Source organism: Jiangella gansuensis DSM 44835, assembly GCF_000515395.1.
GTDB classification, from domain to species: Bacteria; Actinomycetota; Actinomycetes; order Jiangellales; family Jiangellaceae; genus Jiangella; species Jiangella gansuensis.
This window is the reverse complement of sequence record NZ_KI911782.1, coordinates 5420308-5433180: the sequence shown is the minus strand read 5'-3', so window position 1 is coordinate 5433180 and position 12873 is coordinate 5420308. Positions and strand designations below refer to the sequence as shown.

General features: G+C 71.1%; 17 protein-coding genes and 1 riboswitch. Of the genes, 5 read left to right on the top strand and 12 right to left on the bottom strand.

The window, feature by feature from the left end; genetic code table 11:
* The first annotated feature begins 96 nt into the window (after positions 1-96).
* Positions 97-834: an alanyl-tRNA editing protein gene (locus tag JIAGA_RS0125710; RefSeq protein WP_026877876.1), complete on the top strand. Its 738-nt coding sequence runs from the start codon at positions 97-99 to the stop codon at positions 832-834.
* Positions 835-846: 12 nt separating this feature from the next.
* On the opposite strand, the gene JIAGA_RS0125705 is transcribed toward JIAGA_RS0125710, so the two are convergent.
* Together JIAGA_RS0125705 and JIAGA_RS0125700 are read right to left on the bottom strand one after the other, a co-directional pair.
* The gene (locus JIAGA_RS0125705) at positions 847-1362 is read right to left on the bottom strand and encodes a DinB family protein (RefSeq protein ID WP_026877875.1); all 516 of its coding nucleotides are present in this window, start codon (positions 1360-1362) and stop codon (positions 847-849) included.
* A gap of 76 nt (positions 1363-1438) precedes the next feature.
* On the bottom strand, positions 1439-2056 hold the full coding sequence (locus JIAGA_RS0125700) for an HAD-IA family hydrolase (protein WP_035815332.1): 618 nt from the start codon (positions 2054-2056) through the stop codon (positions 1439-1441).
* A gap of 86 nt (positions 2057-2142) precedes the next feature.
* Between JIAGA_RS0125700 and JIAGA_RS0125695 the strand changes: the two genes are divergently transcribed.
* Entirely contained in the window at positions 2143-2652 is a 510-nt protein-coding gene (locus tag JIAGA_RS0125695; protein ID WP_026877873.1) for a hypothetical protein, read from the top strand.
* Between the two features lie 7 nt (positions 2653-2659).
* Here JIAGA_RS0125695 and JIAGA_RS0125690 read toward each other — a convergent pair whose 3' ends face one another.
* The 3 genes from JIAGA_RS0125690 to thiO form a co-directional block, all read right to left on the bottom strand.
* Positions 2660-3448, bottom strand: a complete 789-nt coding sequence (locus JIAGA_RS0125690; protein ID WP_026877872.1) for a thiazole synthase — start codon at positions 3446-3448, stop codon at positions 2660-2662.
* Position 3449: 1 nt separating this feature from the next.
* The gene (gene thiS / locus JIAGA_RS0125685; RefSeq protein ID WP_026877871.1) at positions 3450-3674 is read right to left on the bottom strand and encodes a sulfur carrier protein ThiS; all 225 of its coding nucleotides are present in this window, start codon (positions 3672-3674) and stop codon (positions 3450-3452) included.
* Positions 3671-4819 carry a glycine oxidase ThiO gene (gene thiO, locus JIAGA_RS0125680; protein WP_211239852.1) on the bottom strand — a complete coding sequence of 383 codons (1149 nt, stop codon included), beginning with the start codon at positions 4817-4819 and terminating at the stop codon, positions 3671-3673. The genes thiS and thiO overlap by 4 nt, the downstream gene beginning before the upstream one ends.
* A riboswitch (TPP riboswitch) is annotated at positions 4811-4916 on the bottom strand. Its footprint overlaps the gene before it by 9 nt.
* Before the next feature lie 43 nt (positions 4917-4959).
* On the opposite strand from thiO, the gene thiE reads away from it, so the two are divergent.
* The gene (gene thiE, locus JIAGA_RS0125675) at positions 4960-5628 is read left to right on the top strand and encodes a thiamine phosphate synthase (RefSeq protein WP_026877869.1); all 669 of its coding nucleotides are present in this window, start codon (positions 4960-4962) and stop codon (positions 5626-5628) included.
* Positions 5629-5660: 32 nt separating this feature from the next.
* Here thiE and JIAGA_RS0125670 read toward each other — a convergent pair whose 3' ends face one another.
* Positions 5661-5936, bottom strand: coding sequence for a GNAT family N-acetyltransferase (locus tag JIAGA_RS0125670; protein WP_026877868.1), 276 nt, complete (start codon positions 5934-5936; stop codon positions 5661-5663).
* A 203-nt stretch (positions 5937-6139) separates the two neighbouring features.
* On the opposite strand from JIAGA_RS0125670, the gene JIAGA_RS0125665 reads away from it, so the two are divergent.
* Positions 6140-6775: a VOC family protein gene (locus JIAGA_RS0125665; RefSeq protein ID WP_026877867.1), complete on the top strand. Its 636-nt coding sequence runs from the start codon at positions 6140-6142 to the stop codon at positions 6773-6775.
* 91 nt (positions 6776-6866) lie between these two features.
* On the opposite strand, the gene JIAGA_RS0125660 is transcribed toward JIAGA_RS0125665, so the two are convergent.
* From JIAGA_RS0125660 to JIAGA_RS0125640, 6 genes are all read right to left on the bottom strand, one after another.
* Complete coding sequence (locus JIAGA_RS0125660) at positions 6867-7643, bottom strand: ABC transporter permease (protein ID WP_026877866.1); 777 nt, start codon at positions 7641-7643, stop codon at positions 6867-6869.
* On the bottom strand, positions 7640-8701 hold the full coding sequence (locus JIAGA_RS32435; RefSeq protein ID WP_035812979.1) for an ATP-binding cassette domain-containing protein: 1062 nt from the start codon (positions 8699-8701) through the stop codon (positions 7640-7642). Before JIAGA_RS32435 ends, JIAGA_RS0125660 begins: the two co-directional genes overlap by 4 nt.
* A gap of 135 nt (positions 8702-8836) precedes the next feature.
* Entirely contained in the window at positions 8837-9706 is an 870-nt protein-coding gene (locus JIAGA_RS0125650; RefSeq protein ID WP_157553522.1) for a fructosamine kinase family protein, read from the bottom strand.
* Complete coding sequence (locus JIAGA_RS0125645; RefSeq protein ID WP_035812977.1) at positions 9703-10236, bottom strand: low molecular weight protein-tyrosine-phosphatase; 534 nt, start codon at positions 10234-10236, stop codon at positions 9703-9705. Before JIAGA_RS0125645 ends, JIAGA_RS0125650 begins: the two co-directional genes overlap by 4 nt.
* Before the next feature lie 16 nt (positions 10237-10252).
* Positions 10253-10693: a hypothetical protein gene (locus JIAGA_RS35865; RefSeq protein WP_035812975.1), complete on the bottom strand. Its 441-nt coding sequence runs from the start codon at positions 10691-10693 to the stop codon at positions 10253-10255.
* 196 nt (positions 10694-10889) lie between these two features.
* Positions 10890-11264 (bottom strand): phage holin family protein, encoded by a 375-nt coding sequence (locus JIAGA_RS0125640; protein ID WP_026877863.1) that lies wholly within the window; start codon positions 11262-11264, stop codon positions 10890-10892.
* 55 nt (positions 11265-11319) lie between these two features.
* Between JIAGA_RS0125640 and JIAGA_RS0125635 the strand changes: the two genes are divergently transcribed.
* Complete coding sequence (locus JIAGA_RS0125635) at positions 11320-12450, top strand: pyridoxal phosphate-dependent aminotransferase (RefSeq protein WP_084470125.1); 1131 nt, start codon at positions 11320-11322, stop codon at positions 12448-12450.
* The last annotated feature ends 423 nt before the right edge of the window (positions 12451-12873 follow it).

Sequence of the window (12873 nt, the reverse complement as noted above, 5' to 3'; positions counted from 1 at the left end):
GGCGCCACCCGCCACGTGCCTGCCGTCCCCGCCCGCGGGCGGGGACGGTATCCCTCGCACACCCCACCCACCGATGGAAGGAGTACGGTCGGTGCCGTGCGGCACGACCATCATGGCCGGACTCACCGGCTCGAACTGGACGACCAGACGCTGCGCGAGTGGGACTGCACGGTGCTCGCGAGCGATCCCGAGGACGGCCTGGTGCTGGACCGCTCCGCCTTCTACCCGGGCGGTGGCGGTCAGCCTCCGGACCACGGCGTCCTGCTGTGGGGTGGGGTGCAGACCCGCATCGTCGGGGTCCGGCCGCGCGACGACCTGTGGCTGCTGCCGGACCCGGACGACCCGCTGCCGCCGGTGGGCACGCAGGTCCGCGGTGCCGTGGACGATGCCCGGCGCAGCCTGCTGATGCGCACCCACTCGGGCCTGCATGTCCTGTGCGGGGTGATGTTCCGCGACTTCGGAGTGCCGGTGACCGGCGGCAACATGGAGCCCGGGCAAGCCAGGCTCGACTTCGACCTGGCCGAGGTGCCGCCGGGTTTCAAAGACACCCTGACCGAGGCGCTGAACACCGAGGTGGCCGCCGATCGCGCCATCCAGGTGCGGGTGCTGCCGCGCGACGATGCCTACGCGCTGGGCCCGATCATCAAAACCGCCACCGATCTGCTGCCGCCTGAGCTCGAGGTGGTGCGCCTGGTCGACGTCGTGGGGCTGGACCTGCAGGCCGACGGCGGCACGCACGTCGCGTCGACTCGGCAGATCGGCCGGGTGCAGGTGACGAAGGTCGAGAACAAGGGCCGAGGCTTCCGCCGGGTACGCATCGCCCTCCCCGACTGACTCGCCGGAGGGTCAGTCGCCGACGGAGCCGTCGATCGCCTCGCGCAGCAGGTCGAGGTGGCCGCAGTGCCGCCCGGTTTCCTCGATCAGATGGATGACGGCGTAGCGCAGGTCGAACTCCATGCCTTCGCCGCGGGCCACCTCGTCGAGGCCGTGAGCGGCGATGACCTCGTTGGAGCGGGCGCATTCGGCGAGGTATGTCCGCACGACGGTGGCCAGCGACTCACCTGGCGCCAGCTCGAAGCCGCCGATGTCGTCGTCGGACCACGGTTCGGGGACGTCCATGGCGGCGAAGTCGATGGCGAACCACCACCGTTCGACGCACATGAGGTGCCGCACGATCCCGGCGGGGGTGAGGGCGCTGGGCGGCAAGGCTGCCGTGAGTGCCTGCTCGGTGCTCAGGCCGGCGACCTTGTTGACGGCGGTTTCGCGCAGGAAGTCGAGTCGGAGGACCAGGGCCTCCTTCTCGCCCGCTCGCTGGGGTGGTTGTACCCGGTCGAGCGGGACGACGGCGTCGACGTCGGTCATCGGCCTCACCTCGTGCCGGTGACGTTACCGCGCCGGGCAGACAGTTGGTGGATCGCCGGGCGGCGCGGCGCCGGCCTCATTCGGTCCGGTGAGCCGCACCGGCCGTCAACAGGCCGTAGCTGGAACACGCGCCGGTCAGGTCGCTCGCCGTTCGGAACACCTGCGTGCGCATGCCGACGGCGGCGGCGCTGCGGACGTGCCCGGGGGAGTCGTCGAGGAAGAGCACGGCCGATCGGTCCACCTGGAGGGTCCGCAGCACGTGCATGAAGACCCGGAGGTCGGGTTTGGCGACCCCGATGGTGGCGCTGTTGAAGACGGCGTCGAAGTCGTCAACGATTCCGAGTTCGGCCAGCTCGGCCGGGACCCGGTCGGTGCCGTTGGTGAGCAGGCACACGCGCACCCCGGAGTCGCGGACCGCCCGGGCCGTCGTCAGCACATCCCGGTCGACGGCCGGGCGCTGTGCCGCCCAGGCCGTGGCGGCGACCCGGCCGACGGCGTCTGCGATGCGGGTGACCCACTCGGCGCGGGTCATGGCACCGGTGGTGACGGCGTGGAGCAGCCGCGGCTGGAAGGCCGTTTCGATCAGTTTGCCCGGCGGTAGTCCGCAGCGCTTCTCGATCGCCTCCGTCACCGCCGGGTCGTAGTGGCGCACGACGCCGTCAAGGTCGAGCAGGAGGACGTCGATCAGACCCATGAGGACGAATCGTGCCAGGATCGGCGATCCGCCGACACCCCGCATCCCGAGATCGACCAAGATCCGCAGCCGCGTACGATGACCCGGTGGATCCGCTCCTGTCACCGCGGCAGTTGCGCCGGGTCGGGTGGCCGTTCCGCTGGCTCGGATGCGCGACCTGGTTCATGCTCGGATTCTTCGCGTTCGCCATGATCGGTGCCGCGATCCAGGGCGACGTCGACTGGCAGTTCAATGTCGCGATCGTGCTGGTCCTCGTGTTCGCGATCGGGCTGCTCGTGGTCCTCGCGACGTTCTTCACCAGGGAGGGCCGACGGTGGCGGCGCGCGGCCGCCGCGGTGGGCCCGGACCGCATGATCGATGCGATGCTCGTGGAGAAGGGTCGCAGCCGGGTCGGCAGCGTCCTGTACGTGACGACGGACGACGCCGCCTACCTGTTGCGCACCCGGAACACGTGGGACATGGACACCCAACAGGGGGACCGGATCACGCTGCAGCTCTACGGGACGGGGCCGAAGGTGTCCGGCGCGTACCGCAACGACCGCGGGGGCCGGCCCGTCCCCGTGAGCGTCAAGCCGTGGCCGCACCCGCCGGAGTAGCGGAACGTCACATGGCGAGGTCGAGGTTCGCCCGGCCGTCCACCGGCGACGACGCCAGCGCCTCCTCGCGCCGTGGGATCCGTCCGGCAAGGGACGCCTCGCGGCCGGCTTCTACCGCCAGCCGCATCGCCCGGGCCATCCGCACCGGGTCTGCGGCCCGGGTGACCGCGGTGGCGAGCAGGACGCCGTCGCAGCCGAGTTCCATGGCCTGTGCCGCGTCCGAGGCGGTGCCGATGCCGGCGTCGAGGATCACCGGGACGTCGACCGTCGCGACGACGCCGGAGATGTTGCGCGGGTTGAGGATGCCCAGGCCGGTGCCGATCGGCGCGCCGAGCGGCATGACGGCGGCGCACCCGACGTCGGCCAGCTTGCGCGCCAGCACCGGGTCGTCGTTCGTGTACGGCAGGACGGTGAAGCCGTCGTCGACCAGGGTCCGGGCGGCGGACACCAGCTCGACCGGGTCCGGCAGCAGCGTGACGTCGTCGGCGATGACCTCCAGCTTCACCCAGTCGGTCTCGCATGCCTCGCGCCCGAGCTTCGCCGTGAGCACGGCCTCGGCGGCGGAGAAGCAGCCGGCGGTGTTGGGGAGCGCCCGGATGCCGTTGCGCTGCAGCAGCTCCCAGATCGATCCCTCACCGCCGGCCTGCACTCGCCGCAGCGCCACCGTCGTCAGCTCGGTCCCGGACTCCAGCAGCGCCGCTTCCAGCCCACTCAGGCTGGGCGCGCCGCCGGTGCCCATGATCAGGCGCGATGACAGCGCGGTGCCGGCGATGACGAGGGGGTCGTCGGCGGTCACGTCAGCCTCCTTGGACGGCGGTGATGATCTCGATCTTGTCGTCGGCGCGCAACCAGGTGGAGTGCCAGTCGGTGCGCGGGATGACCAGCTGGTTCACGGCGACGGCGATCCCGCGGTCGCCGACCGTGCCGTCCGGCTTTGCCAGCGTCCGGACGACGACGTCGCCGAGCGTCGCGTCGTCCTCGAAGGCGACGACGTCGCCGTTGACGGTCACCGTGGTGGTCATGGTCGTCCTCCCGACACCGTGGGTGCGAAGCGCCGCGGATCGGCCGCGGCGGCGCGATCCGGCACCGCTCCGTCCCGAACGTACGTTGCGACAGCCGCCGCCGTCAGCGGAGTGAGCAGGATGCCGTTGCGGTAGTGCCCGGTGGCCAGGACCAGTCCGGGCCGCCCGCAGCCGCCGATCAGGGGCAGGTTGTCCGGGCTGCCGGGCCGGGCCCGGGCGGTCAGCTCGACCAGCGGCAGCTCGTCGATGCCCGGCACCAGAGCGCGGGCGTCGCGCAGTACGGCGAACGCGCCGCCGGCGGTGACGCGGCGGTCGTCGGGCTGCTCCTCGCTGGTGGCGCCGACCACCACCTCGCCGCCGGCGCGCGAGACCAAGTAGACCTGACGGGCCTGGACGAAGCCGCGAACCACCCGGTCCAGCGAGAACGCCGGCTGCGCCTGGGCGTCCAGCCGCAGGACCTGGCCCTTCACCGGCCGGGTCGGCACCGTGACCGCCGACGGCGCCAGCTGGCGGCTGGCCCAGCCCGCCGCGAGCACCACGACACCGGCGCGGTGGGTGGTGCCGTGATCGTCGACGGCACCGATGACCGGCCCGCCGGACGACTCCTCGGCCAGTGCGACGACCCGCCGCCGCACCACGTCGACGCCCCGGTCCGCCAGCGCCGACAGCAGCGCAGCGTGGACCTGGCGCGGATCGACCTGGTGCTCGTCGGGGGCCCAGGCCGCCCCGGCGATCCGCGGCCCGAGCAGCGGCTCCAACTCGCGGGCGGCCTCGACGGTGATCTCCTCCGTGGGCAGGCCGAGCCGGCCGCGCAGGTCCAGCAGGCGGCGCAGCTGCTGCCGGTCGCCGGCATCGAACGCGACGGTGAGCGTGCCGCTGCGCCGGAACCCGAGATCCGTCCCGGTGGCGTCGGCGAGCTCCGCGGCGAACGCCGGCCAGTCGCGCGCGGACTCCAGGTTCAGCGCGGTCAGCTCGTCGTCGCCGAACTCGGCCTCGGTGACCGGCGCCAGCATTCCGGCGGCGGCGAAGGTGGCGCCGTCGCCGGGAGCCGGGTCGAGGCAGGTGACGGACAGTCCCAGCTGAGACAGCCGCCAGGCCACGGCGGCACCGATGATGCCGCAGCCGACCACGACGACGTCGTTCACCAGATCGCTCCCTCCGCTGGCATGACCCAGGTCAGGTGATAGCGGTCGGCCCGCCGGCCCTCTCAGCCCTGCCGTCAGGGCTCCCGCGCACCACTACCGTAGCGCGGGCGCCCGAACGGCCGGATGGCAGACTCCCTGCTGTGACCACGACCAACGGTGAGACCCGGCGCCGGCGGCTCGCCGACGCGCGCCTGTACCTGTGCACTGACGCGCGTCACGAGCAGGGTGACCTGGAGCGATTCCTGCACGCCGCGCTGGCCGGCGGCGTCGACATCGTGCAGTTGCGCGACAAGAGCCTGGAAGCCGCCGACGAGGTGGCGCTGCAGCCGCTGGTCGCCAGGGTCGCGGCTGAGTACGGAGCGCTGGTCGCCGTCAACGACCGCGCCGACATCGCCCAACTCGCCGGTTCGGACGTCTTCCACACCGGGCAGACCGATCTGCCGGTCGCGGCGGCTCGGCGGCTGCTCGGCCCGGACGTGCTGCTCGGGCGGTCGACCCACGATGTGGAGCAGGCTGCCGTCGCGGCCGCCGACCCGGACGTCGACTACTTCTGCGTCGGGCCGGTGTGGCCGACGCCCACCAAGGCTGGCCGGCCGGCCGTGGGCGTCGACACGGTCCGGGCGGTCGCGGCGACCGGCCCGGCCACACCCTGGTTCGCCATCGGCGGCATCGACGAGCGCACCGTCGCCGAGGTCGCCGAGGCGGGAGCTCGCCGGGTGGTCGTGGTGCGCGCCATCACCGCGGCCGACGACCCGGAAGCTGCGGCCCGCCGGCTGCGCGCGGCCATCACCGGGGCAGCGGGGGCCTGAGCGCCCGGCTGATCACCGTCTGATACTGCTGATCAGCTTGCCGCCGGGTCGGCGTACTCCGGATGCCGGTCGAGGTAGGACGCAACGAACGGGCATTGAGCCTCCACGGCGAGACCACCTTGGCGCGCGTCGTCGAGCAGCGCACGGGCCAGCGCGCCGCCGATGCCCTTGCCCTCGGCCGCCGGGTCCACCTCGGTGTGCACCGCGATGACCCGGTCGCCCCGGCGCGCGTAGACCAGCTCGCCGACCCGGGTTCCGTCGAGGTATGCGGCATAGTTTCGAGCGGTCCTGGTGATCTCGATATTCACCCGCACTCGCCTCCAGGTGTCGCTGGATCGATGCCAGAGAACGTACTTGATCGACTGTGCCGTTCGGGGCCGTTCGCCGCCCCTTGGTCGGGTTACCGGCCCTGATCCGCCACCGTAACTCACGGTATGTCCGGTACGGCGAGCCGCGGCGCCGTCGCGGCCCCGGGTGGCGCAACCTGACACCCGGCTGCCACGATGCACGAATGCGCCTCGATCACGTGTCGTACGCCGCCGGACCGGACGGACTCGACGCCACGGCCGGCAAACTCGCCGAGGAACTGGGGGTCGACCTCGTCGACGGGGGGCTCCATCCTCGGTTCGGCACCCGCAACCGGGTTCTCCCGCTCGCCGGCGGCCACTATCTCGAGGTCGTGGCCGTCCTCGACCACCCCGCCGCCGACGATGTGCCGTTCGGTCAGGCCGTGAAGGCCAGGACGGAGACGGGCGGCGGCTGGCTGGGCTGGGTGGTCGCCGTCGACGACCTGGAGCCGATCGAGCGCCGGCTCGGCCGCCCGTCGGTGGCCGGTAACCGCAAGCGGCCGGACGGGTTCGAGCTGTTGTGGCGGCAGATCGGCGTGAAAGGCCTGATGAACGACCCGCAGCTGCCGTTCTTCGTGCACTGGGAGTCCGACCCGGCCGAGCACCCGTCGCAGGGTGGGCACGACGTCGAGCTGCTCAGCGTCGAGATCGCCGGCGACCCGCACCGGGTGTCGGAGTGGCTCGGCGAGCCGGAGAACCACCCGCTCGACGACGTCGACGTCGTGTGGTCCGCGCCGGCCGGTGTGCCCGGCCTGCAGGCGGTGTCGTTCCGTACCGCCCACGGCGAGGTGCGCATCTGAGGCTGCCCCCAGCCCTGCACCCATGATCATCAAGGGTTGACCGCACTATGACCGGGTCAACCCTTGATGATCATGCGCTTGTAGGGTGGGCTCAGGCGTCGCGCTTCTTGAACAGCGTCCAGGCGACGGCCAGGATGATCGCGACGAAGACGGCGAACACCCCACCCGAGGCCCAGCGGTCGAGATAGTCGAACTCGGGGCCGCCACCCGCGTCGTACGGGCCCGTGGCCAGCAGCCGCGCGCCGGCCGAGAACGGCAGGAACTTCAGCGCCGGCTGCAGCCAGTCCAGCGCCGGGACCATCGACAACCCGCCGATGAGCCCTTCCACCAGCAGCGGCGTGACGAGCAGGACCACCAGCGCCGACGGCACACCGCGGAACAGCTGTGCCAGCGCCAGGCCCAGGATGGTGTAGAGCACCACCAGCACGAAGTAGCCGGGGATCACCTCGTTCAGCGGCTCGTCGAACGGCGGCATCTCGCCCCAGAAGATCAGCCCGATGACCAGGTTGACCGCCAGCGAGATCGCCACCACCACGACTGCCACCAAACTGGTGACGATGATCTTGGCGAGGATCAGCCGAGAGCGCTGCGGAATGGCCGTCAGGGTCGGCTGGATGGTGCCGTGCCGGTACTCGTGGCCGGTGGCGAAGATGCCGATGATCGCCATGAAAACCGGGATGAACGTGGCGAACTCCGCGCCGCCGGTGAGCACCGATGCCGCATCGGTCGCAGTGACCGGGTCGTCACGGGTGGCGAACGCGATGATGAACGCGACGCCGGCCGTGACCAGCACACCCAGCCCGATCAGCCAATAGGTCGAACGCAGGGTGCGAAGCCGCACCCATTCGTAGTGCAGTGCGTCGCTCACGCGGCACCTCCACGGGTGTCGTCGCCGCCCGCGGCGGGCGGTTCCGGCGGCGGTGGGGCGCCGGTGACCTCGTGTGCCACGTATTCCTCCGAAGCGCCCGTGGCGGAGATGAACGCCGCCTCCAGGGACGCGGTCTGGGTGGCGAGTTCGTGCAGCATGATCGAGTTGTTGAACGCGATCTCGCCGATGGTGGCGGCGTCGGCGCCCGACACCCGCAGGCCGCCGGCCGGCGCCGCGCCCGCAGCCGAATCGGCCGCGCCGGCTGCGAGCACGGCCACGGCGTCGCCCATGGTCGGGTCGACGAGGGCCGAGGCGGGCAGCTCCTCGACGGTCACGCCGTCGACGCGCCGCAGCGCCTCCGCCAGCCGGCTCGCCTGCGGGCTGCGCACCAGCACCGTGGCCTGGGTGAACTCGCGAACGAAGCCGTCGACGTCGCCGTTGTAGATCATGCTGCCGCGGCCGATGACGACGAGCTGGTCGGCCATCAGCGACATCTCCGAGAGCAGGTGGCTGGAGACGAAGATGGTGCGGCCCTGCGCGGCGAGCGACTTGAGCACGTCGCGCAGCCAGTGGATGCCGTGTGGGTCCAGGCCGTTCGCGGGCTCGTCCAGGATCAGCGTGCCCGGGTCGCCCAATAGCGCCTGGGCCAGGCCCAGTCGCTGGGCCATACCCAGTGAGAAGCCCTTCGGCTTCTTCCGCTTCACGTCGGACAGGCCGACGAACTCGAGCACTTCGTCCGCGCGCGACGCCGGGATACCGCTGCCGGCCGCGAGCATGCGCAGGTGGTTACGGGCCGTCCGGGTGGGGTGGAACGCCTTGGCCTCCAGCACCGCGCCGATCTCGCGCATCGGGTGCCGGATGCTGCTGAACCGGCGGCCGTCGAAGAGTGTCTGGCCGCTGCCGCGGTCGAGGTCGAGCATCAGGCGCATGGTGGTGGACTTGCCGGCCCCGTTGGGCCCGAGGAAGCCTGTCACCATGCCTGGGCGCACCTCGAACGAGAGGTCGTCGACGGCGACCTTGTCGCCGTATCGTTTGTGCAGTCCTTGGGCCGTGATCACGGATTCTCCAGATCGATCGATCGAGTCGACTGCGAACCTACCCGCTCGACACCCGAGACCAGCTCATTCGCGATGGCGAGGCTGCGTGTCCGTCTTCAGGTGGAGCCGCAACTCCGGCGAACCCCTGCAGAACGATCAGGCAGCCCGCAGCGCGGTGCGTGCCAGCTGTCCGGCCTGGGCTCCGTACGAACCGCCGAACATCACTGCGTGCACGAGCACCGGGTGGAGTTGGTGCAGCGCCACGCGCTCGCGCCAGCCCGCCGCGAGCGGCCATGCTTCGTCGTAGGCGGCCAGCACGCGCTCGAGGTGCGGTAGGCCGAACAGGGCGAGCATGGCCAGGTCGGTCTCCCGGTGGCCGCCGTGGGCGGCGGGGTCGATCAGGTAGGTGGTGCCGCCGTCGGTCCACAGCACGTTGCCGGCCCACAGGTCTCCGTGGATGAGCGCCGGCGGCTCCGCCGGACCGGCCAGCCGGGGCAGTTCGGCGATCACTCGCTCGACATCGGCGACGGTTCGCCTGTCGACGGCGCCGGCCTTGCGTGCGGCCCGCAGGTAGGGCTCGACCCGCCCGAACGCCCACAACTCCGGCCAGCTGCGCCAGGGTCCGCCGGGAAGCTCCAGGCTTCCGATCCAGCCGTTGCCGTCGGCGCAGCCGAAGACCTCGGCGCCGTGCCGGTGCGTGGCGGCGAGGTCGCGACCGAGCCGCTCGGCCGCCTGAACCGACGGCACCCCGGTGGCGACCCACTCCAGGGCCAGGTGATGGTCGTCGTAGCCGAGCACCCGCGGCACCGGCACACCGTTCCTGGCCGCGCCGAGCCGTCGCAGACCGGCCGCCTCGGCGGCGAAGAACCCGGCCGGCGCGCCCGGCCGGGTCTTGACGAACACCGTGCGCCCGTCGCCGAGCTCGGCGCGACGCGCATCGCAGATGGAGCCACCGCCGACCGGCGTCACCGAGGTGATCGGCGCGTCGAGCAGGCGGGTCAGCCGCTCGGCTTCGTCGTCGATCATCGACCGGCGAGATCGGGGTCCAGCGGCTGGGCCAGTTCATCGCGGATGGTATCGACCAAGCCGTCGGCGGCCGTCTCGATCATGAGCAGGACCTGCTCGAACGCCTCGTCGTCGCCGTAGTACGGGTCGGGGACGTCGGTGTCGTCGGCGGCCAGGGCTGCCGTGTCGTACGAGCGCAGCAGCTGGACCTTCGCCCGGGCATCGTCGTCGGGTGCCTGTGCGTAGAGGTCGGCGAAGTTCTCCCGGTCCATGGCCAGCACGATGTCGACGTCGTCGAACCAGTCGCGCCTGAACTGCCGCGCGCGATGCGCACTGCCGTCGTAGCCGTGCCGGGCGAGCGTCGCCAGTGCGCGGCGGTCGGCCGGTTCACCGGCGTGCCAGCCACCGGTGCCGGCGGAGTCGACGACGACCAGTGGATTCAGGCCGGCGTCGGCCAGCCGGTCGCGGATGACGGCCTCGGCGATGGGCGACCGGCAGATGTTCCCGGCGCAGACGACGCAGAGACGGAACGGGCGGCTCGAATCACTCACGATCCGTGGCGCCCGCTCACTGGCGCTGGCGGGCGAGTTCCCCGACGGCCAGCGCCAGTTCGGTGGCGAGGTCGAAGGACCGCTCGTGGTTGGGGTTGCTGCGCATCCAGAGGCAGATGGTCTGCACGACGGCGCCGGACCAGGCCGGATCGCGGCGCAGAGCGTGCCGCACCGACACCGGACGGGGCGCCGTCGAGGTGACGTCGTACCACTGCCCGTCGGCGAACGCGAGCATGGGCTTGCCATGAGGATCGTCGTACACGACCTCGTACACCATGGAACCCACCAGTGCGTGCCGGTTGGTGTCCGGCTCGGGATATCCGGGCGGCGTGGTCACCGCCAGCGGTACCGAGCGCGGCGCGGTGAACCCGCGGTCACCCAGCCGGGCGTTGCGCTGATGCCCAGAAGGAGGCTGCTCAGTCAGAACCGAACCGACGGGGCCGTAGCCGATCGTCATATGTTCACCATGCCCATGTGAAAGTCAGGGCACAACGAACCCCCGTTGACGCCCACGTCCGAGCGCCTATCCGTCGTGCGAAGGATGCTAGGCCAAAGGTACGTCATCGGACGCCGCAGCGGAAGAAGCGATTGCCGGGGTGGGCCCGAGTGACGATACGACTAGACCAGACGGATGAACGTAGGTCGGACGTTCGTCATCCCGGCAGGAGAAGATTCAGCACCCAACTGACGAACGACACAACCAGTGCTCCCAGCACGGCTTCCCAGAAAAACCCGTCCACGTGGAACGGGACGTCCAGCTGGTCGCTGATCCACGAGGTCAACCAGAACATCAGCGCGTTCACGACCAGCGTGAACAGGCCCAGCGTGAGTATGAGCAGTGGCAATGACAACAGCTGTACCACTGGTTTGATGAGGGCATTGACGAGGCCGAAGATCAGCGCCACGACCAGCAAGGTCAGAATCTCGTCTGACGAGCTGTCAGAGCTGATGGTCACACCGTCGATGATCCGAGTGGCGACCCACAGCGCAATACCGTTGACGACCAGGCGTATGAGGAAGGACATCACGAAGGCCGAGCGTACACATCCGGAGGCCCGCTGGGGAGCAGCTATCGTGCCGGTCATGAGCCCAACGGACGAGACTCCCGACGACGTCGCCACCGCTCCGGCCGGTCCGGGTGGCGTGCGCTTGCGCCGGGCGCTGGACGGGTTGCCGTCGTACGTACCCGGCAAACCGGCCGCCGGTCCGGTCGAGGGAGCCGAGCGGCCGTTCAAGGCCTCGTCCAACGAGAACCCCTACCCGCCGCTGCCGGGGGTCCTGGAGGCGGCGATCCGGGCCGCGGGGGCCATGAACCGGTACCCCGACATGTTCGCCGGCGAGCTGGTGGCGGCACTGTCGGAGCGCTTCCAGGTGCCGCCGGCGCACCTGGCCACCGGCACCGGCAGTGTGGGCATCCTGCAGCAGGTCATCCAGGCGACGGCGGCCGACGGCGACGAGGTCGTCTACGCGTGGCGCTCCTTCGAGGCCTATCCGATCGTCGTGGGCATCTCCGGCGCGACCTCGGTCCGCGTGCCGCTGGGTCCCGGCGCCCGCCACGACCTCGATGCCATGGCCGCCGCCATCACCGAGCGAACCCGTCTGATCATCGTGTGCAGTCCCAACAACCCGACCGGCCCGGCGGTGCGTCACGACGAGCTGGAGCGGTTCCTGGGCCGGGTGCCCGGCGACGTCCTCGTGGTGGTGGACGAGGCCTACCGCGAGTTCGTCCGCGACCCCGCCGCCGCCGATGGCCTACGGCTGTACCGCGACCACCCGAACGTGTGTGTGCTGCGCACCTTCTCCAAGGCGTACGGCCTGGCCGGGCTGCGGGTCGGCTTCGCGGTGGCGCACGACGCCGTCGCGGACGCACTGCGCAAGACGGCGGTGCCGTTCGGAGTCTCCGTGGTGGCGCAGCAGGCCGCCATCGAGTCGCTGGACCGTGAGGCGGAGCTGATGGAGCGGGTCACCGCTCTGGTCACCGAGCGGGAACGGGTGGTCGCCGCGCTGCGGGCGCAGGGATGGGAGATTCCTCACACCGAGGCCAACTTCGTCTGGCTGGAGTTGGGGGAACGCACACTCGACTTCGCCCGCCACTGCGAGCAAGCCGGCTTGATCGTGCGGCCGTTCGCGGGCGAGGGGTGCCGGGTCACCGTCGCCGAGCCCGAGGCCAACGACCGGCTGATCCGGCTGGCAGGGGCGTGGCTGGCAGGCTGACCGCGCCGCGGGCGCGCTCATGGCGCCGCGGGCGCGATCGAGCGCGGGTTCGGACCCAGCTCGGTCCTTCGGTCCGCCCTCGGGTACGGGCGAGCCGCTCACATGGCTGTGACCTCGACGAACGTCATCGACGGCAATCTTCGCCACCCGCCCCGGGTCGGTCGGGTGAAGGAGGCACAGACGGCGTCCAGCGTTCGGGGGGCGAGACGCCGGACGCCGTCTGTGGTCTTAGAACCGCTGCGTCAGCAGCAGTACATCCCCGGGTCGTTCACGGTGTTGGTCCCAGCGACGGCGGGAGCAGACACGACGAACGAGAGCGCGAAGGCCGCGGCGATGGCGATGGCAACTCGCTTGACACGCCCCATCCTTGATCGAACTCCTAAAGTCGGCATTTGGACTGGCAAAATGTGACTGGCTGTAGTC